23 protein-coding genes are annotated in these 20,215 nt (G+C 38.3%); 5 read left to right on the forward strand and 18 right to left on the reverse strand.

Translation table 11 applies throughout. From position 1 onward, the window contains the following. Positions 1-939: 939 nt before the first annotated feature. The gene (locus tag ABU165_RS21810) at positions 940-1,131 is read right to left on the reverse strand and encodes a DUF3231 family protein (RefSeq protein WP_353762689.1); all 192 of its coding nucleotides are present in this window, start codon (positions 1,129-1,131) and stop codon (positions 940-942) included. A gap of 1,472 nt (positions 1,132-2,603) precedes the next feature. Here ABU165_RS21810 and ABU165_RS21815 point away from each other — a divergent pair. After that, positions 2,604-3,005: a CBO0543 family protein gene (locus ABU165_RS21815; protein WP_318060981.1), complete on the forward strand. Its 402-nt coding sequence runs from the start codon at positions 2,604-2,606 to the stop codon at positions 3,003-3,005. A 177-nt stretch (positions 3,006-3,182) separates the two neighbouring features. Here ABU165_RS21815 and ABU165_RS21820 read toward each other — a convergent pair whose 3' ends face one another. Continuing rightward, a complete protein-coding gene (locus tag ABU165_RS21820; protein ID WP_318060982.1) occupies positions 3,183-3,713 on the reverse strand; it encodes a DUF4367 domain-containing protein in 531 nt (176 codons plus the stop codon). A 179-nt stretch (positions 3,714-3,892) separates the two neighbouring features. Here ABU165_RS21820 and ABU165_RS21825 point away from each other — a divergent pair, with 179 nt between their 5' ends. After that, complete coding sequence (locus ABU165_RS21825; RefSeq protein WP_318060983.1) at positions 3,893-4,324, forward strand: hypothetical protein; 432 nt, start codon at positions 3,893-3,895, stop codon at positions 4,322-4,324. Positions 4,325-4,949: 625 nt separating this feature from the next. On the opposite strand, the gene ABU165_RS21830 is transcribed toward ABU165_RS21825, so the two are convergent. The 3 genes from ABU165_RS21830 to ABU165_RS21840 form a co-directional block, all read right to left on the reverse strand. Next, entirely contained in the window at positions 4,950-5,243 is a 294-nt protein-coding gene (locus ABU165_RS21830; RefSeq protein WP_318060984.1) for a hypothetical protein, read from the reverse strand. Between the two features lie 4 nt (positions 5,244-5,247). Then, positions 5,248-5,508: a hypothetical protein gene (locus tag ABU165_RS21835; protein WP_318060985.1), complete on the reverse strand. Its 261-nt coding sequence runs from the start codon at positions 5,506-5,508 to the stop codon at positions 5,248-5,250. A gap of 99 nt (positions 5,509-5,607) precedes the next feature. After that, positions 5,608-6,471, reverse strand: a complete 864-nt coding sequence (locus tag ABU165_RS21840; protein ID WP_318060986.1) for an ArdC family protein — start codon at positions 6,469-6,471, stop codon at positions 5,608-5,610. Positions 6,472-7,419: 948 nt separating this feature from the next. On the opposite strand from ABU165_RS21840, the gene ABU165_RS21845 reads away from it, so the two are divergent. The 3 genes from ABU165_RS21845 (at position 7,420) to ABU165_RS21855 (ending at position 8,517) form a co-directional block, all read left to right on the forward strand. Continuing rightward, positions 7,420-7,752, forward strand: a complete 333-nt coding sequence (locus ABU165_RS21845) for an Ltp family lipoprotein (protein WP_318060987.1) — start codon at positions 7,420-7,422, stop codon at positions 7,750-7,752. Positions 7,753-7,859: 107 nt separating this feature from the next. Beyond that, positions 7,860-7,940: an Ltp family lipoprotein gene (locus ABU165_RS21850; RefSeq protein ID WP_318061004.1), complete on the forward strand. Its 81-nt coding sequence runs from the start codon at positions 7,860-7,862 to the stop codon at positions 7,938-7,940. Between the two features lie 130 nt (positions 7,941-8,070). Next, positions 8,071-8,517, forward strand: a complete 447-nt coding sequence (locus ABU165_RS21855; RefSeq protein ID WP_318060988.1) for an RsfA family transcriptional regulator — start codon at positions 8,071-8,073, stop codon at positions 8,515-8,517. Between the two features lie 150 nt (positions 8,518-8,667). Here the strand turns inward: ABU165_RS21855 and ABU165_RS21860 are convergent, their stop codons facing one another. From ABU165_RS21860 to ABU165_RS21920, 13 genes are all read right to left on the reverse strand, one after another. Further along, the gene (locus tag ABU165_RS21860; RefSeq protein WP_318060989.1) at positions 8,668-9,357 is read right to left on the reverse strand and encodes an N-acetylmuramoyl-L-alanine amidase; all 690 of its coding nucleotides are present in this window, start codon (positions 9,355-9,357) and stop codon (positions 8,668-8,670) included. A 481-nt stretch (positions 9,358-9,838) separates the two neighbouring features. After that, a complete protein-coding gene (locus ABU165_RS21865) occupies positions 9,839-10,228 on the reverse strand; it encodes a type II toxin-antitoxin system death-on-curing family toxin (protein WP_224952286.1) in 390 nt (129 codons plus the stop codon). Positions 10,229-10,230: 2 nt separating this feature from the next. Then, entirely contained in the window at positions 10,231-10,500 is a 270-nt protein-coding gene (locus ABU165_RS21870) for an AbrB/MazE/SpoVT family DNA-binding domain-containing protein (protein WP_224952284.1), read from the reverse strand. A gap of 182 nt (positions 10,501-10,682) precedes the next feature. Next, positions 10,683-11,180 (reverse strand): hypothetical protein, encoded by a 498-nt coding sequence (locus tag ABU165_RS21875; RefSeq protein ID WP_318060990.1) that lies wholly within the window; start codon positions 11,178-11,180, stop codon positions 10,683-10,685. A 99-nt stretch (positions 11,181-11,279) separates the two neighbouring features. Then, on the reverse strand, positions 11,280-11,723 hold the full coding sequence (locus tag ABU165_RS21880; protein WP_318061005.1) for a JAB domain-containing protein: 444 nt from the start codon (positions 11,721-11,723) through the stop codon (positions 11,280-11,282). A gap of 1,230 nt (positions 11,724-12,953) precedes the next feature. Further along, a complete protein-coding gene (locus ABU165_RS21885) occupies positions 12,954-13,520 on the reverse strand; it encodes a hypothetical protein (protein ID WP_318060991.1) in 567 nt (188 codons plus the stop codon). Between the two features lie 674 nt (positions 13,521-14,194). Further along, positions 14,195-14,863, reverse strand: coding sequence for a hypothetical protein (locus ABU165_RS21890; RefSeq protein ID WP_318060992.1), 669 nt, complete (start codon positions 14,861-14,863; stop codon positions 14,195-14,197). A 783-nt stretch (positions 14,864-15,646) separates the two neighbouring features. Continuing rightward, the gene (locus ABU165_RS21895) at positions 15,647-15,787 is read right to left on the reverse strand and encodes a hypothetical protein (RefSeq protein ID WP_318060993.1); all 141 of its coding nucleotides are present in this window, start codon (positions 15,785-15,787) and stop codon (positions 15,647-15,649) included. Positions 15,788-16,022: 235 nt separating this feature from the next. After that, positions 16,023-16,742, reverse strand: coding sequence for a hypothetical protein (locus ABU165_RS21900; protein WP_318060994.1), 720 nt, complete (start codon positions 16,740-16,742; stop codon positions 16,023-16,025). A gap of 561 nt (positions 16,743-17,303) precedes the next feature. Then, the gene (locus ABU165_RS21905) at positions 17,304-17,939 is read right to left on the reverse strand and encodes a recombinase family protein (protein WP_318060995.1); all 636 of its coding nucleotides are present in this window, start codon (positions 17,937-17,939) and stop codon (positions 17,304-17,306) included. Positions 17,940-18,081: 142 nt separating this feature from the next. Then, positions 18,082-18,357, reverse strand: coding sequence for an AbrB/MazE/SpoVT family DNA-binding domain-containing protein (locus tag ABU165_RS21910; protein WP_318060996.1), 276 nt, complete (start codon positions 18,355-18,357; stop codon positions 18,082-18,084). 39 nt (positions 18,358-18,396) lie between these two features. Beyond that, entirely contained in the window at positions 18,397-19,593 is a 1,197-nt protein-coding gene (locus tag ABU165_RS21915; protein ID WP_318060997.1) for a C40 family peptidase, read from the reverse strand. Continuing rightward, entirely contained in the window at positions 19,580-20,209 is a 630-nt protein-coding gene (locus ABU165_RS21920) for a hypothetical protein (protein WP_318060998.1), read from the reverse strand. The genes ABU165_RS21915 and ABU165_RS21920 overlap by 14 nt, the downstream gene beginning before the upstream one ends. Positions 20,210-20,215 lie beyond the last annotated feature (6 nt).

Consider the following 20,215-nt stretch of genomic DNA (forward strand, 5'->3'; position numbering starts at 1 on the left):
AAAGGGAAGTTAACAAAGTAATTGAAGAAAAAGGTTTACTATCTGTTTGTGCTTATGCGGCGGATCGTCTTTCCGATTCATTAAGGCAGGCTTTAATGAGGAGCCATGGGGTTCTATTAACCGACGAGGGATTTTTCTATTTACGGTAATAATCTGTATATCTCCTTTGATAAATGTGTAAGACAATACATGGATAGATGTTTTAGTATTGTGATTATGAAAAAATGAATGGCACCAATGCTCAATACTTCGGTGTGATGCTTTTTTTCATGCACTAACAGAAAAAGTCAGATTCAGTTGATATTCTCTAAAAGATGCTTGGAAACAGATTCTAAGCATTCGGATCAAGTATTATAGACAAAAAACTATTCTCTCTTGTATTACATTTTTCTCTCAACGGTACTCCTTCACAAGCAATAGCAGTTTTCATTCTTTTATTTTTGGCATGCACAAAGGTCAGCTAAAAAATAGATGAAGGATATGAGGAATTGTTATAAGAACTTCCGTCAATATAGAATGCTAAATGGACCCACTAGTTAAGGCCATTGTCATTTGACAATGGCTTTAATGGTTATCATTTGTATTAAAGTAAGAATGGTGGTAATCAGCCGTTTAGTTATTTCCAATTATTACCTATTAGAAAATGAACATCTTGAATCCCTTTACTGTCTTTTACTTGCCAAATTCTTTCGGTCATCCACAATTGGAGGCTGCTTCAGTCATCCGTGTTTTATGAGCATTCGAGAGCTGTATTCTGCATACAACCCTACATCTGCCTTTAGATTGGCATGCTCATATGACAATATCTCTCCTTTTTGTAACAGATAAACCCGCACTATTATAGCCAACTGCTGAAGAAACTAATATAAATCTGGTTAAGCATTAACTTTTCCGAAAAGGGCGAAACAGTCGAATTTGCACTTCAGACCAAATCCTCATTTAAGAAATTGAACTTAGCAGGCTAAACTGTTTTTCGCAAAGCTTTTTTCCTTCCTGGAAATATAGCTGCACTTCCTTAGTCTGGCTGATTTGCCCGAACCCAATTTTCAATACGACTTTTACGATAACTTTTATCATATTAAAGCAAATACCGCTAATTTCCATAGCGTTTAAAGGACGCTGTCTGGCCAAAACAGCCGGTTAAGTAGTTTTTATCATTACCGATAGCAACATTTATAGTGTGCTTAATTATAGTTATTCGCTGAATTATGTTCTTTCCAGGACTGAGTGCAAATATCAGTACTTCCTTGATTTTCTCATCGCGCGCATGCATGTTTGAATGACTCAATATACAAATGGATAGTGCATTTGAGTCCAAAGGTTGGTTATTTTAGAAGTGCTAATAGGAACATACTGGTTAATATTTCTCATACAAAGAAAGCCTCCACAGTAACTCTTTTATTTTGTGTGTTTTGTAATTTGATCAGCATATCCATTAATAATAAGGGGTTATGTGAGACTGTCGATTAACTACTTTTAATAAATGCCCCATATTTTAGACAGGTAAAAATTTTAAATTTCGTTAGGTTTCATTGCTCAATTTAGTATTACCCAGAGTATCTTGATCCCTTATTTAGCCTCAACCATCTTAAAATCGATTTAAATACGTCTCAAAGGGGACTTTTGTAAACAATCGTGACTCTCTAGTTCATTAAAATAGCAGTTGAGCTTCCTTGAGGTCAAGTAAAAGTTTCACATTTTAATTAATCGACAGTCTCTATGTATCGGTTAACGCTTTTACTCTTAGAGTTTAATCCAGCAGACTATATATTACTGATTCTAGGATAATTATTTTTGGGTGGGCAATAATCTGTACCATTTGCAATAAGGTTTTTCGGATGGAGGTGGCTGCTTGCTTAGGATGGGGGCTATTTAGTCCATTTATTCGTATTGTTAATAAATCGTACGGATGTGTATCATGGTTTTCTGCATGATAAAGGTCAGGAGAGTGGTATAGTTCTACTGATGAAGTCATTATTTGCTGTATAACCACCGTAGGTTTTAGTGGTTTTAGTGGTTTTAGTGGTTTCAGAGGGTTAGGTCCCATCTAAATTGGGCTCTATGAATTATTAAGCATTAATGCGGCGATAAGTTCCAAACAATCTAATAGGATTTGTTCTTTCATTTTGGCATCATCAGAATCTAGATATTGTGAAATGTATATTTCCAAGTTTCTCTCAAATAAAAGATTTTCTTGATCGAATTTAGTTGGTATCATTATTAATGCCCCTTAGGTCTTGGCTTATTTCAACTCCATTACATCGTACCTCTTATAGGTAATAAAAGAAACACATTCGACACATTCTGCTTCAATTAGTCAATTAATGTCCCTATGGTTAACTTCGTGATTACACAACTTTATATAAAGGAATCACCCATTGGAATAATTTTCAAAAAAATAGGGCATGCTATACATAATACATAATTATTGTGATCTCTCTTCCATTAAAAAAGCACACAAACTTGTCAAAAATCCTTGTGGCTGAAAGCTGGCGCTGACACCATATAGTGTCATGCACTGAAGGACGTGAACCTCAGGGATGCCTATAGCTTAGTGCCTATTCAAAATAACTCAGAACTTTAATTGTTGCAGGAGGAGTTGTGTGAATCAAGATCAGAGAAACGCAATTGAACAGGTAAATCGGTCACAGGAGCAAGCTGTACAAACATTTATGGACTACTGGGGACAATACTCTAGTTGGGACACATGGCAGTTTTGGTTTCACCTACTCCTCATCATTATCCCTTTAATCGTTTTCTGGTTTGTTCTGGATAGGAAGAAGGCATTCAGAATCGGCTTTTTCGGATTCAACGTTCATGTCTGGTTTACCTATATTGATACCATGGGTGTACGCTATTCTTTTTGGTTTTATCCTTTTCAGGCAATTCCGCAATTGCCTGTAAGTTTTGGACTTGACGCTGCATTGATTCCAGTCATTTATATGATTTTATATCAATGGAGCTTAAATAAGAATCTTAACTATTATCTTATTTTTTTCTATTAAGTTCATAAAATAATTGAAAGTCCTCATATATTAATCGTTTGAGCTGCAAGAAAGGTTAGATTTATTTACATAGAAATTTACTAAAACATACTTGCCCCTTTGGCCTGATATGGAATCCCACAAAAAAAGCGTCAGTCCTGCTTAGACTAACGCTCTTGCTTATTTTGCTTTTAATGATTATTTCATTGAATGTGCAATCTCTACCATCTCCTCCATTGGTATCCTTGAACTATGTATTTCAATATCAGTTCCTTTTTGCGACCATTGAAGTAATCCTCCAGTAACAATTTCTCCTTTACGGTCAACTTCACCGTCATTACCCCATTTAGTTAATCTGCCTAAATGTCCATTTATCGATATTGTTTTGGCATTAGGGATATACTCTTTTGTTTGTTTCGCTATACTCTTCTTCTGAGTAACGCTAACCATCATTTTTTCATCATTTCTATCCATATAATGCAGACTAAAGCTGGTGAAATCGGTCTTTGTTCCACAAGGGTAAGTTTTGATTTCTAGTGTCCAATCGTCTGGTACATTTTCAGGTACAATGACATTAAAAGGAACGTGCTTTTTAATTTCGGAAATAGCCATACTGTTATGGTTATATTTGATTTCTTCTTTAAGTGGTACATCAAGGGCTTTAGGATGATTGGCAGCAGCAAGTACCATAAAGCAAAAAACGAGTAATATTCCTAGTTGTCTTTTCATATATACACCTCGATGTAAGTCTGCCCTCACCAAGGTTTCTTTATTTATGACTTCTTATTAAGATAACCTGCCCCTTTTATGCGATAAGGAAAGCTCTAACAGCTGATCAGGAATATAGCACCCATTAGTAATAGAATTCCTTTAATTGTTCATAATAAGCAAATAAATGGAGGATTCTTATGAAGAAAAGCATTTTAATATTAATTACCTGCTTCACACTTTTTTCATGTTCACCCGTTCAAGCTGAAACCGTAGCCGAAGGAAATAACATCGTTAAAATCTTTGATATTGAAAAGAACCAAGTTATAAATACTATTCCCTCAAATCCTAATGTTCAAATTGAAATCCAAGCTATAATAAAAGGAATCGACGGTGTTGTAAAAAAATTCAACCCTATTCCAACCAAGGGCTATATGATTAAAATCCCATTAGAACAGCCTTACTTATTAGAAAACAAATGGATAAACGCTTATATTGATGAAGTCATTATAATAATTCCTATAGGTGATGATCCCTATTTGGTAACCTATGATGATGAAAACAATCCTCAATTTTTCACCATTAACACAAAAATCAATGAGTTATTACAGATTTTAGGGGTATCGCTTTAATATACCTTACTGTCTACTTGGTGCTTTTCAATACGCCATTATAAACTTGTTTTAATTTAATGTGGCCCGTTGTGTCAAACGCCACTTACGAAAGTTGCATTCTCTTCAACAAACCTGCCCCGTTAGTCATATAAGAAAAGCTGCAAGCACTATAACCTGTAAGAAATATCTCAGAAGGACTAACAGGGAGTCTTCTTGCCACTGGTGCTCTTCAACAAGCCACCCATTATTTTGTCTAGCTTAGGTGGTTAAGCTTCCAAGTTATTGTTTGAAGAAAAAATTGGGGTGGAGGAATTTGCGCGGAATCAATTAGCATTAACATATATATATATATATATGTGTGTGTTAACATTTACATTATTGTATATATTAATACAAAAAGACGCACCCCAAGATACGGCTTTTTATCTGCTCCAGAAATCCTCATAGTCCACATTGTAACCAGACTTTTTTAGAGCCTTTCCATCCAGCTGTAATAGCGCACTTGCACAGAATACACGGCAAAGCAAAGGGCAGAGATTGCTTGCTATTAGTGCATACATTGCTTTCTCCTGTCGTTCCCTTTAGCCCTAACCCCGAAAGGGGACCTTTTATAACATACAACACTCAAGCACAAAGAGTTCTCTTACTTTACGGAATCAGCGGCCCCTTTAGAAATAGGTTCCCTGTCCTTTAAATCAGCTTGGCGCTCCTGACGAATAGTCATCGGCTTATTCTTATCCCTTTTCATTTCTTCTAAATACCGGGCTAAATAAGCATCGGTAATACGACGGGGTACATACCCTAATCGCTGCCGAATTAGATTTTCAAGAACAAACATTTTGCGTGTTATTCTCTCATAATTTTCTCCTGTTTCTTCTTCTGTTTCCCGGAAATCGTCTAACTCTCCGTGTTTCCGGGCCTTATAAAATATATTCATGTAGTTATATATGGGTTCTCTCTGTGCGTGCATACTTGAGAAGACTGAGCAGTTCAAATGTTGAAAGTCTCATTAACTCCTTCGTGGTCTTCTCCAGATAAGCATCCAGCGCAAAGTCGCGCACTCTGACTGAAAGTCGCTCATGATCCCGTTGCACTTGATGCTCCCCTAATATCATCATGCAAAAATCACAATAATATTTTGGACCCTGCGGCATCAACTCGCTGCCACAATACGGACATGTTATGACACTTTGTTTATCCATGTGATACCTCCTCGCTTCTCTTCTCCTTTTAACAGGGCCGCCTTTCTTTCTGGAAAGGCGGCTTGCCTTGTGCTTGCAATATTGTATGTTATTACTCTCTTATTCTTCGTCCTTTTCTTCACCTAAAATGTAGTCTGAGGCTTTTTGAGCTTGTGCAGCTGCTTGAACGACAAGGCGGTTATCATCCTTTAAAGAGCGAAGCCAGGATTTGATGTAACTCGCGCTATTTTCAATAGTGCTGTTATCAATCCCTGCTACTCCGCAAAGCATTGCTGCTCCCAATTCTGCCACTAATTCTTCTTTGGAATAAACTTCATCCCCAAATGCTACATTCGCTGTAGTTACTCCGGACCGGGCAAGCCTGCATTTATGGCCTGTACTATGGATCATTTCATGAAATAGGGTGCTGTAATATTCTTCAGCTTTCACAAATTCCTTAATGGGCGGGCAGTTAATTTTATCGAGTGTCGGATAGTAGACGGCCCTTCCAGAATAGAAGGTATAATCCGGACAGTTTATATATCCCTTATATATCTCTTCAGCTTTTTCAATTGGATCGTGTTCAAATGATACTTCCTTTCTTTTACTTTCCACCCCCTCAACCTGCGAATTAATTTCAAATACCCGATAGTATCGCAGGTACGGGATTTTTTCGACTTCTCCGTTTTCTTCATTCTCTTTCTCTAACCATTTCCAAAATACCACAATGTGCGATTTTTCTCCCTTTTTAACCTTGCCCCCGGCTTCCTTGATTTGCTTAAACGTTGCATATTCTCCAGCTTCTAAGAGGAAGGTATTGATTCCCCTGTATGGCTTTTGTGTTTTCCAGTTAACAGCTCCCCCATTGATCCACGGCTTACGCCAAGGGATGACCCCCTCCTCCAATTGCTCAATGATCCTTTCTGTAATCATTTCATACACGTTCTTTTTTCCTTCTAGGTTCTTCTCTTTTGTTTTTGGCATTGTCTGTTCCTCCTTTTGTTCTTTGCCTTCTGAAGCGTTTCCTTTCCCCAAAGGGAAGGATTTTGCCCCTTTGACAGGAGAAACGAACAATGAGCATAGAGAAGGAGTCAAGGGAGTTTTTAGCGGAAAAGTTTTTTGTGTTGCGCAGCGTATGTAACAAAAAAGTTTTATGCCCCTTGACTGCTTCTCTATCCGACTTAGCTTGCAGCAATGGGAGGGCGAAGCCTAGGAGGCTCCGGTTGCTGCAAGGTTAGCTCGGATTGCGTGATTGTACGATTCGGAAGGCAAAGGGCAAAATTCTCACTTCATAGCAGCCGGCGGGCTGCTTTCCGCTTTGTTTTTAGATTTTGAGGTTTTGAGGTTTTGAGGTCTTGGTTTTTCCAGGACTTTGGCTCGTGGGGTACGGCCGAAGGCAAATGGAACAGGAACCTACGGAATGTAGGCGAAGCATGAGCCGTACAAGCCGTGGTTATCGGGCCATTTAGTAGCACAGCGACACGTACAGGCTGTTAGAAAGGGTGCTATTCCCTTTCTTACAGCTTGTAGTGCTGCCGACCAATTCATCTTCTTTTAGGATGATTTGAACCAAGAAGTGTTAGGAATATTTAAATAGAAAATGCTGACCTGCTTTTATAATCTTTAACTTTCAAGTAAAGACTTTCATCGGAAACCTCATAAAGAATTCATCTTTTAACGAGATGAAAATAATGCGTTTAATTTTGAAATAACAAGAATTATTATTAAACAGTAAGAAAAAATATATCATTTACAATTACATGAACATAAACGTATATAATAATATATACATTTATGTTTTGAAATAGTTAAGTCTCTCATATGGACCATAAACTTCAAGATACAAGCTAAAAGGTGCCAGCTAAAAAAGGGGACTTAAAGTACTCAAGGGGCGACTGGAAGGAGCTGAAGCATCAACTGGAAAAAAAGCGGATGAAGGAAACTGCTTTTGAGGAAGAACGATTAATGCTGCAATTAGATAAAGTTAGAGGTGATGATGAGGTAAATACCTCTAAATATAGTATGGTTGATGTTATGGATGCACTAAAGAAAATCAAGAAAAATTGGGACAAGCTAAACGACATGCAGAAGAAGAATCTTATTGATAAGATCATATCGAAAATTGAGATTAACTTTATTAATGGCAGGCTAAAAAGTAAGCCAAGGAAAAAGCTTCGGCAAAAGCTGAAGCCTATGTCCAAGGCGGGGATTTACGATCAGTTGACTTCTGAGTACGGAGAGAATTTCCCTCAGGAAGCTGCTTAATATGCTTTTGATAATATTGTGTGGAATTGGAAAGAAAATACGTTATTGAAGGCGCAATCTTATGTAGAAACTAAGAATATGATTCAGCAATCTACGACCAATTGATTTTGGAATACGGAGAAAAATTCACTCCAGAAGAAGGGAAATACGCTTTTGATAATTTATCATTTTTCATTTTTCATTTATAAAAAACCCCTCACGATTGAGAAGGCTTTTTTTATCCAGAAAACATTACGAACTAAAGTAAAAAATATCGTGAACGCATTTCCTACTTTCTAATATATATATTATAGTAACCTATCGAGGAGAGTGAATGTAATGAGAACACGTGCAGATGCTTGGTCTAAAGAAGAGGATACGATACTCACTGATACAATTCTAAGCTATATCCGTGAAGGGCGAACCCAACTACAAGCATTTGAAGATGTAAGTCGGCGGATTGGTCGAACAGCTTCAGCTTGTGGATTCCGTTGGAATTCAGAAGTCAGAAAACAACATTTACACGAAATTGCTTTGGCAAAGAGAATAAAATATGAAAATTCCTTATCCCCCCATGAAACAAACAAGGAACAGCTCCCCCTATCAACCTATGAACTTTCCATTATAATAAATTCTGTTACCCGGTTATACGAAAAATTAAATTTTGCCGATAACACAGCTAAAAGAAGTAACTTAGAGAAGAAGCTCAAAGATCTGAAAAGTGAACATGAAAAGTTACTATTAAGAAGACAAGAACTCGTATGCAAAATTAAACAATTATTATAAGAAACTTTTAATTAATCGTTCGCCTCATAAAGTAGCATGTCTTCATCAAATAAATAAATGCCCCAACCCTATAAAAGGGTGGGGTGAAATTGGACTTTTTTTAATTTCCTTTTATTTTATTCTGTATCCTATTTCTTGGTGTATTAAAAATTATTTTACCCGCAGGAGCTGACCAACATAGATCGTATAGTCTTCATCAAGGTTATTCCAATCTCTGATTTGTTGAACAGTGCTGCCGTATGTCCTGCTCAGTGAATACACCGTATCTCCTGAAACAACTGTGTGATAAACAGCTGTAGACTTCTTAGGCAAATTGAAGCTCTTCACGATTCCATTCACATGGCCACGTGCCAGAGCTTCAATGAAAGATGCTGACTTCAATTTAGCTGCATCATTGACATTGTCAATAAATCCATTTTCGGTCAAGATTGCCGGCATGTTCGATTCCCGCAGCATGTGGAAGTTAGCTGACTTCTTGCCACGATCATTGAAGTCCACGAGTTTCATGACCTCAGCATGAATACTGCTCTGATAAGTAGTTGTTGGAGCACCTACTCCCGGATAAACATAATCCTCATAGCCTGTCCCACCACCTGCATTAATGTGAACGGACAATAGGAAATCAGCTCCCCAAAAGTTGGCTGCTTTAGTACGCTGTGTCAGGGTCAAGGATTGGTCGCCTGTACGGCTCATTAGGATGGAAACGTTATCGTATTCAGCTATCAGGATATTTTTAATTCTTGTTCCAATTTGTAACGTGAGATTCTTCTCCTGAAGACCGTTTCCAACTGCACCCGGATCTGTACCGCCATGTCCTGGATCAATAAAAATCCTTACCATTTAAAATCACCTCTAAATATTTTTATGCTGCTATCCAAAAACTGCTTGTACAAGAAACCAGCTTCCATCTGATAATTACTTAATAACCACTCCCTTCAAGCCAAATAAAAAGCCGCCTAAAGGCAGCGAAATTCTTCTAATACATACATTTATTTATATGAAGTGTTTAAACTACATTTTATAAAGGAGGGCTATCTTATGAAACTCTTGCCACAAATAATCATACTTATTATTAGTTTAGTTAATGATTACGCTGTCTATCGCCTTGACCAAAAGAGAGATCGAAAAAGACTTCTCTACAGTGGACTAGTCCTCACTTTGGGCGGTCTTATTTATTCAACTGTACAGACTCAATACATCGTTAAACACATTAAAATGCCTAGAAATTAATATGTTTGCAAGGATAAAATAGGAATCCATGTCCAATGCTTTTATTTTAGCTCAAAAAAAAATAGGCGACCGTCATCGCCCATAGTCTTTCTTATATAAAATCCTCTATCCAAACCGCGATGTCAATCAAGTTGATGCTTTTGTCTTTCACCATATCGACCGTGAAGTTTTCTGCAATTTTCGGAGGGACATCGAGTTCCTTGCCATTCAATCGTAGGAACATGTACAGGGACGCGAAAGCTGTCCGCTTGTTTGCATTATGAAAAGGATGATTTTTGGCCAGACTCTCATATAATGCGGCGGCTTTTAACTCTAGAGTATCATAGGCATCTTTTCCAAAAACAGTTTGTTTTGGTCTCTCTACAGCACTTTCCAGCAAGCCCACATCTTTCACACCCATTATTTCCCCCGGTGTGTATGTCTTTATCTGATGGTGGTTCAAGAAAATAACTTCTTTAACCGTTAAATATCTAACTTCCATTATTATCTTTTGGCCAGACCCTTAAATGTCTCGTCGTATTTTTCCATCATATCGCCCATCATATCCAGGAACTCATCATCAATGCCTTTTGGAAGGGAGGGAGCCTTCTTCCTGGCCTTCTGTATTTTTACAACACCATCTTCCAAATCGAAGGCGATCTTGTCGCCTTTCTTTAATTTTAGATGGGCCAGCACTTCAGCCGGGAATGTCACGCCCAGGCTGTTTCCTACACTTGTCACTTTTCTTTCCACATCTTTCACCGCCGTCACCATGTTATTACCTCCTATTCTTAGCGTATGCGGCTATTTTTATAACTGTACCAACAATTCATAATGTTATAAACGTTATAATATATAATCATATTATAACACAAAAGCTTCCTTTTAAAACGTTTTACAGTAAAAAAGCCAAAAACAGCCTACTCTGTTAATCATTCATATTTTTTTAGAAATAGTTAAATTTCTGATCGCAATTTTTCTTTTTCACAAAAGTCTTCAACTGTCCTTAAGTTCCAATATTTAACGCCACCGACAAATAGATCCGGTGTAGGGACTTTTCCGCGTTCAAAGTAAAGATTGAGCTTTTGCCTCCCATAATTAAGCCCTTTCTGTGTTAAATAATCAGCAAACTGACTTAGACTTAAATATTCAGATCCGTTTTTAACCAGACAATAGGACGGATGTTTAATCAAATAGGTATCTTCTCGAAAATAATCCGTTATCAACTCAAGAGCTAATTCCAGCCAATCATTATCCAACCGTTTATACAGATGCCCTAAATCAAACCCTTCTTTGTCAGGGGCTTCAAAAAACCAGGCTAACTTAAGGAAAGTAGCTTGTACTTCATCCAGCTTCATAAGCGATTGTTCTGACAGAAAAAGGTTTTCATAATCATTCAATCTTTCTTCCAGCAAGGGGAACTTCTCAACAATCTTCCGGGTTGCCTTTTTCATATTAACTCCTCCTTGTATACATTGTATACAAAATATAACACACGATGTATACAATGTATACATTTCGACCAAAAAAAGGGAGATTCCTCTCCCTTTCTGCTACATTTGACCTTTCTCTTTCATGCTGTAGAAATCAGCTTTTGCATTGACAATCAGATGATCTAAAACCTCAATCCCCAGATGCTTGCCGCATTCAACCAATCGCCTTGTGACATCTATATCTTCTCTTGAGGGAGAAATGTCCTGGCTGGGATGCTGATGCGATACGATGATGGATGCGCTGTTATTCAAGATGGCACTCTTGAATACCTCCCGTGGCATAACTAGGCTTGCGTTCAATCCTCCAACATGGCAGCGATGGACGGCAACCACTTGATTTTTCGTATTCAGACACATGACGAAGAACACCTCACGGTCATCCTCACCAATGAAATGCGCGGCTGCCTTTGCACCATCTTCTGGGGAACGAATGATAAACTTTTCGTCAGCTTCAACCTCTGTGATGACCTGCTTGATCCTTACCACTTCATAAATGGTTTCCAGCTTCATTTCCTTTTTCATTTCGCCTCTCTCCTTTCTTTGTTCGGATCCACCTGAACCATTCGCGCAAACGGGGGGAAGGGTTCGCTTACGAAGAAGCGAACTTGCCAGAGAGGGGTAGGCCCATCCCATGCTTTACGGGATGGGCCGTTAGAAAACGAGTGAAGCCCAATGACTTAGGGGCAGTTAGGAAGCGTTTTTTGTTTCCTTACTGCCCCTTAGCCTACTTGGCTTTGCCGTTTTCTTTCCCCGAACGCCCGCCCTTCCCGCCGTCATAAGCGAATGGTTACAATGAGGAGAACGAAGGAAGGAGAAGGGAACTACACTAAGGGCGGCTAAAAGCATACCGTGAGGTATGCAGCCGCCTAACGGCAAGGGTTCGATGCCCGCAGCCGTTATAACAAAGCAACCTTCAGAACCCATTCGGAACTTCCGAAGGGGTTCTGAAGGTTGCGTATTGTATCACGGCGGAGCCTGATACAATCGGATTTCAGGAGGCTCGATGCCCTCTGGAATCCGTCAGTACAGAAGGTTTGCAAAGCCATTTCGATAAGATGCTTTCGCTCTTAGAAAGCAGCAGAGAAATGGCGTATGGCAAGAAGCACAGCTGCTTGCCATCGGGTTGCAAAGGCTCGATGCCTGCAGCAACCCGACCTTTCATTTGAAGCGATCCAACGGGCTACCGTTGGCGGGGTGTTGGGCGCGCAGCCCAAGGTATTTAGGTTTTCGGCTCGTGGGGTACGGCCGGAGGCAAATGGAACAGGAACCTACGGAATGTAGGCGAAGCATGAGCCGTACAATCCGTGGTTATCGGACCATTTAGTAGCACAGCGACACGTACAGGCTGTTGGAAAGGGCGCTTTTCCCTTTCTTACAGCTTGTAGTGCTGCCGCCCGAAAATGTCTTTAAGTGCCCTGAAATTGTTTCTAAAGAAAAAAAATTCGCCTTAAGGCGAATCTAGTCATCAATCACATAGGATTTCTAATGGTCTCGTCTGATGAATTTCTCTTTAATCCATGGCAAGCTAAAATGATCCTTTTCCACTCCCGGAAAACACCGGGGGCAATACTTTCTATTTAAATGAGGGCTATCATCCAAAGGCAGACTTTTTAATTCATGCTCCGGAAAAGATCTGTTGCAATATGTACAGCGCTGCATTTAATAATCCCCCCACACATAACAGTCTTCTTATTTCCATAATGCCTGGCTAATTGGGAAACAGATCCTTAACACTTAGTTCACCTGTTTACGAGAAGCTCTCACATATTCAATGATTGCAAAAATGACTTGTTCTTCCTTCTCTGCAAAGCTTTGATCAAATAGCAGCCGTTTCCCATCAAATTTAAATGCTTCGAGCAAATAAGAGACACGGGGTTTACTATAGGCTTTGCTATTGGCCACACAAGCTTCCCAAACGGATTGCTCCAGCTCTTTTGAATATCGCCTATGTGAGATACATTCGCGGAGTTGGGTTTTCTTAATTTCTATATACCCTTCCCATATGTTTTTGTTAGTGATTTCGTACCACATTTCAACGCGGGCTCGTTCTTTTGCTTCTTTTACAACATCTGTTTCATTTATTTCTGCACTTTCTATTGCAACATCTGTTTTAATAACATCCGGAAGCCTATCAGACAAAAAAGACTCTACACTTTCAATTGGAATCTTCCAGCCCTCTTTCCGGGAAGAAGGAGAAACTCCTTTAATGACTCCTTGCCGCAGCCAACGGCGAACGCTCTCTTTGTGGCTTGTAATTTTATTTTTCTTGAGTATCTCAAATACTTCATCCAAATTGTACATATTCAAGCACTCCTCTTAAACAACGATTGTTTTATAAAAACATAATAAAACAATTGTTGTATTATTTCAAGTATACTAAGGGATTTCATCAACGTTTCGCGTAAAACATATGCTAAGCAAAATTCGACAATCAAATTCATAAGTTTTTGTACGCTAAGGCATTAAGAGCGTTCAAAACTTAATATCTTACTCTTTACTGGACAATTCCTAGCTATCTCGCCTCTCTTCTGATTCGTCAAAGATTAGTTCACAGTCTAATATTAGGTTTTCCGAAAAGGAAAGCGTATTCAATCCAGGCTGAAAAGCTTTGGTATAATTGTCCTGTCCCATGTATATCCTTGGATTCCTTGTTCGTTAGTGGATATAAGTTCAAACCTTGTACCATCTGCTTTCCATTCATAATATCCAGTCAATATCAGCGAAGAGGTTGGAATGTGAGAGTTGCATTGGCCGAATAAATTTCATCAAATCATCTCATTAGTATCCAACTAAAAAAGTAAAATGGATATAGATAATTGGTTAACTTGGATAACCATTGACAAAAAAGTATTTTTCAAAGGTTTTAAGGAATTTCCACCAGCTGCAGGATAGAAAAAAATTGATTGATAAAATTGGAAAGCTAGATAATGAAAAACCGGACAAGAGTTAATAAACTCTTGTCCGGTTTCTTAATGTTATACGAGTTGGCTTCCAGGATTATAGTTATACTCAACCACAAAGAATGGGTCTAACTGATAAGTGAATTCAGTCACTGATTTTCCTGAAGATGCAAGGACATTTAGTGTTTCCTGAATCTCTTGATTTTGCTCGTCTATTCCAATTGTTGCATTTGGATCTACTGTCGCCTGGTCCGGTGTCACCACAGTAAGTTTTACTTTGCTGCCGTTCACCATTTCAATTCCATCAAACGGCAACCTAACCTCAAAACGATATGCTCCATTTGGCTGCGGAAATATTTTGTAGGTATAAGTTAGATCATAAACAAATTTATCTCCTACTTGAGCCATAAGCGTAAGGTGCTGCTTCCTTAAAGCTGAGAGCAAAATTAGTTTCGCAGAATCTGAAACTGTATCTACAGGATCACCGGATAATGCACTCTCCCGGATATTTTCTGTTCCTTCTAGAAGTTTATCAGCTCTATAAGGTCGGTATTCAAGGCCGATGGATTTAATTAGATTCAAAGCTGCTAACGGTAGCGATTCTCCATTTGGTACATAATACTCTTCTGGCACCGGACCATTTGTTACAATTGTGGTTCTTACATAAACCTCATCATATTGGTTTCCATTATAACGAGAATTAGGGTTTACTAGTACAGTCATATCTTGCGTAATAAGATTCATAACTATTACCTCCGATTATTGTTTGGTTTTCGTTTAAGGAGGTATAGAGAAATAGAGACCTTGATTCAAACATTCCTCCGTTCGTGGTTATCTGGAACAAGGTATCTCTTTTAAAAAAAGCGAACAAAACCGAACATAAAGTTACATTTATGTGACAATTTTAGAAAAGACGTTGCTAAGAGTTGTGTATTAATATATTGTGTACTCATACGCCGTAAACAAATTTGCACAATAACTACTAACCTATGTTATTAGTTATGCTACTTTAACTAGACTTAAAGAGAAACCCAGTAAAACTACATGTTTTGCTCTCACCCAAAACATGAGGTCCGAGATAAATTTCTATTTCGGGCTATATCTCCAATATATACTATATTTCAATCGTCAACATTCGTCAATACGTTTGTGGGCTTTTTTTGCATTTTTTTATATTGATAGAATATTTAAGGGAAAGAGGCTACAGCCTCTTTCCCTATTCCTGCTTCTAAATATTCAAAGGACGAAGAATAAGATTACTGACAGGATAAGGTATCTTACTCTTTACTGGACCTTAATTGATTACGGCCAATGAAAAGTACCTTCAATGACATTCTATTTACCACCTAATGACAAAAAATGTCCCAGCAAATGACTTGCTGTTTACCACTTATAACGGTCAATTATTTTTGAACACTTTTTGCACATTAAGATTGAACACATTTCGCCCAAAAAATTGTGCTGCTGTGTTTGATTCTGTAAATGGGATCATTAAATTGAATCATTTCCAACCTATGGACGAGTCGATCAAAAATCGCCATAGTCTCCCATTATCGTCCCATTGTTCAGGGCCTTTATTGGTGCCAAAATGGTTGAACCTCGTTCACAAAGGCTGTTCACAAGTAGAAAGACCAGATTTGCCTCTCGCTGGTCCATAGCCAGATACATAAGGTTATCAGCAATCACTAAATCGGATTCAATGATTCTTTTTAGCTGCCTTTGAGTCTACGTTAAATACTCCTGTGTTTTTAACACTTGAACGAGCTCTCCCTTATTTAAGAATGAGAGCATGAACCTTTTTCAAATGCTTCCAAGCCTAATCTAAATTTGGGTCTGACCCCAATATTCATAAGCCGCCAAGTTATCCAATGACGGCTTATTATTTATGTCTAAAAAGCTCATGTTAAACAATAGAAATTTCTTCAACTTGGGTTAACTTAAGAATTTCGACCAATTCAGGTTGATTTTCAAAAAATTTCTTCTCAAAATCAAAAATAACAGGTCCATCAAAAGCTGCATAAATAATATCTTCTTTTCCTCTATAAAACCCCAACATCCTGAGGCCAAGTTCCTGGGATCTGGATTTTACAAAGCTTTGCACTATAGATTCAGGAAAATAGTTATTGATCAACTTGAAACGTGTATCATAATAAATATCATGATCTTTTCCTTTTATTAAATCAGAAAATAAAGCTGATTTTAATGAGTGCATTAATTCAGGTGTAGGATTTGTGTCTGTTGTGTTATTAGTTTGTGTATCTTCAACTTTATATAAAATTTCAATCAAGTTTGAAAATCCACTATCCATGGTAAAACGAGTGTCTTTAATTTCTTGTTTTATAGTGTTTATTTCTTCTGCGCTTTTACTGATTTTATGAAGAGTTTCAGTTACTATTATTGACTGCTGTGATGATTGCTCCCCCTTAACTATAGAATAAAAAATAGCTATTACTGATAAGAACAAAGAACTTAATCCCATAGCAAAACTTATTTTATCGAGTAATTCCGTAGATGTATCAATCCTGATGGTCCAGCTTAATATTAACGCAAATAACAAAAACGCTATCCAATAGATATAGTCTTTCTTCTCAATTCTGTTTAAGAAGCCTTTTACACTTTCCATACTTATCCTCCGTTAATAAATATCTTTAGTACCTTTTATTCTAGTATAACTATCCATTTTAAAATTATCTAAGTAATAGATAGTTATCCCGCTAATAAAGAATCAAAATAGGGTTTTTTAGGAAAAGATAAAATGTATGCTGTGAATAGTTTGATATAATGTTAAAGAGTTATGTAAAGTATTGGAAGATGCATCTAGTGAAAGACATCATATAAATAATAGAGTAATAGGAGTAGGTAGGTATGGATTTCGGTTTTTTTGAAGGCTTTAAAATGGGGTTGGACTTACTATGGTCTATGTTAACTGCCGAACCTTTATTAACCCTAGGGATAATAGTATTTTTTGGTGGTCTCCACCGGCTTCCTGGTCAGATTCCAAAGCCCAATTTAAGACAGAATTAATTCTTTTTGCTTTTCCCCAATTTGACTTTTGTCCATTTAGCGTTGGGTCACCTTGAATGAGTGTCGTTGAATAACCATGTCAAGGTCTGCATGGCTAGGTTTACGTTTGGTATCTGATCTTGAGTCATCTACTATTTGGGAAATCGCAACCGCGATTTCATCATTTAACGGTAATTTTTTCAATATCGCATTCTCCTCTTGTTTCTCTTTTAATTGAGTAGATTGTATTTCGTGAAAGACCTACTTCACGATGAATGTTCATCACAGTTGTCCCCTTATTGAGTAATTCCACAACACGGTCATAAATTACCTTGTCTTTCCCTTTAGCACCGGCATGGTATCGTTTTTGACCACCTTTGTAAGTACCACGTTCTTTTGCAATTTCAATACCTTCCCTTTGTGCCGTCTTTATACGGTTCCTGTCTTCATCCACCATCCAAGAAAGAAGTGTTAACACTAAATCAGAAACAAGCTGCCCTACACCTTCTAGTTCCTTATATATGCGGGTGTCAAGGATTGGCATGTTTAATACAACAATATCAATATCTTCATCAATCATACTCTTCCATTCATTCAGAATTTCTTTCTTATTTCGTCCGAATCGACTTAGATTATGAACAACAAATACATCGCCAAAACGCATATTGGACCGCATTTCTCGATAAGCTGAAAGAGAAAAATCTTTTCCCGATTGCTTATCACAGTAAATTCTTTCGCATCCATATGCTCTCAATTCCTTTAGGTATTGATCTAAGTTTTGATCATCCGAACTTACCCGTGCATACCCAAATATCAACTTTCACTTCACCCCACAATGAACAACCCTGTTTGAACAGCTATTCCATTGATTTTACTACATTCTTATTTGTTCTCATATAGTCTACTTAAAATGAACAATTTCTGAAAAAATAAAAAGCCGCCTTAAGGCGGTCTTGTAATCAAGAATGAACAATCTCTTTTTGTACCTCTTTCAACAATACTTTGATTCCATTGGGACTTAATACAATGTTTCCAAATCGTTTATTTTTGTCTGTGACTTCTCCTGTGATAGCACAAGCCATTTCATCTTTAAATTTCTGCAGAATGATAAGGTCACCTTCAACAAAAATCTCAACACGATCTCTTTCCTTTATATCCAAGGCTCTACGAAGCTCTTTTGGAATTACGATCCTTCCAAGGGGATCCGTTCTCCTCACAACGCCTATACTTTTCATGCTCAACCATCCTCGCTCTTAATTTTTCTAATTTAGACATCAAATACGCCTAACTCGACCATTGAAGGTATTTTTCCAATATTCATTTGTCATATCAGCAATTGCCACTCCTGTAGAATCTTGAGCCCCTATAAACTTCCCATTACCGACATAAATACCAACATGTCCATCCGTTTTATAAGTGTCAAAGAATACTAGGTCACCAGGCTTCATATCATTCGGAGAAACAGGTTTCCCTAGATGTTTTAAAGTTTCAGTGCTGGTGGAAGATAACGGACCTAAGTTGACACCTACTTGAGCAAACGCCCAATGGACGAAGCTAGAACAATCAAAGCGTCCTCTTGATATGTCATTTTGATTCCTTCCCCCACCAAAGACATATACTGAGTTTCCTATCCACTTACGCCCAACGTCCACGACTTCTACACCACTAAGCCCTTCTGTACCACCAATTGCGACATACCCTTTCACATAAGAATCGGCAAAGCCCAACACTTCTTCTACATACCAATCTGCATGATTGTAAGCAAAGACTGCTTCCCGAATACGCCCTTCAGCTGCCCCGTTTGCAGCCAAGTATTTTGCTGCGGCAAATATCGCATCTTCTAAATCATTGGGATCTGCTTTTCCGTCTCCGTCACCGTCAACGCCATAGCCCCCATACTTCGCAATTACAGAAGGGTTGGTTAATTCAGACTGTGATATATTCCCTCTTCCTAATCCACCACAAGAGGGATGGCCCCAGCCAACCCATGTGCAAGGCATGAACTGCAAATGCCCAGTTGCCCCTGCTGGTGAGATCATCGGCTGGATGGTGGAAAAACGGGTCTCTACACGATGGTGGGCTGCAAGGAGATTCCACGGAACACCATATTTTTCTTGAGCAGCCATATAGATAGGAATGAATATAGCCGGGATTTCATTCAAACCAATTTCAGAAATATCTCCACCCCAAAATCCCCCGCCTTCAGGCTTCGATTCTTCCCCACTTGAAGCAACGATAAGTACCATTGCTAGGATTATACCCGCCACTAGGACCAAAACGGCGGCCCCCCCTAATATGACTGGCCAACCCAATTTTATAGTTGCTGCTGTACCAGCTTTCTGTGCAGCCTTTTTAACAACTTTTTTTCCAGCTTGTTTTGCAGCTGCCTTCCCTGCAGCGCCTGCAGCATTTTTTAAGGCAGAACTCCCGTCAGTTTCATAGTTGTCATTTGGATCATTAGTTTGGGACATTCACTCTCACATCCTCTACTTTCCATTCTCCATTGACCTGACGGACACCAAGCAAATACCAATCTTCTATATTTGTACTTGTGCCATCCGTTGCTTTTGCGCTTCCCTTTACAATGACGTTCCAGCGCACAACTGAACTGCTGGAATTAACAACAGGCGTAACCTTTGTTTCAGTGACTGTTAAATAGGACCGGTCTAAAGGCTCCCTTCTCATATTTGTTTTCATTTTTTCAAATAAAGAATCTGTCATAAAAGGCTTTGCATCTTCTAAATATTTCATCGGATCATCTGCATTATAGGCATGGAATGCTTTTACAAAAGCAACTCCGACTTCTTGCGTCTTAGCCAATTCCTCTTCGGAAAAATTCTCATTTTGATCATACTCATTCTTATCCATCGCGGTCGTATCTACAGTTTCACTTGAAGTTACGGAATCGACGGTATGTGCCGATTCCGCGCCATTACGAGATTCATTTTTCTCTGCTCCGGCTTCTTCTGTACCTAAGCTGCGGAATATAAAAGTTGCGGTAAAACCGATAACAAGAAACACTACAAGGATGAAGCAAAACAGTTTGATCCGATCTGATTTACTGTTGTGAATATCCCAACCAAACATAAGATT

Origin of the sequence: Cytobacillus sp. T106, assembly GCF_040492155.1 — a bacterium.
Lineage (GTDB): Bacteria > Bacillota > Bacilli > Bacillales > Cytobacillaceae > Bacillus_AB > Bacillus_AB infantis.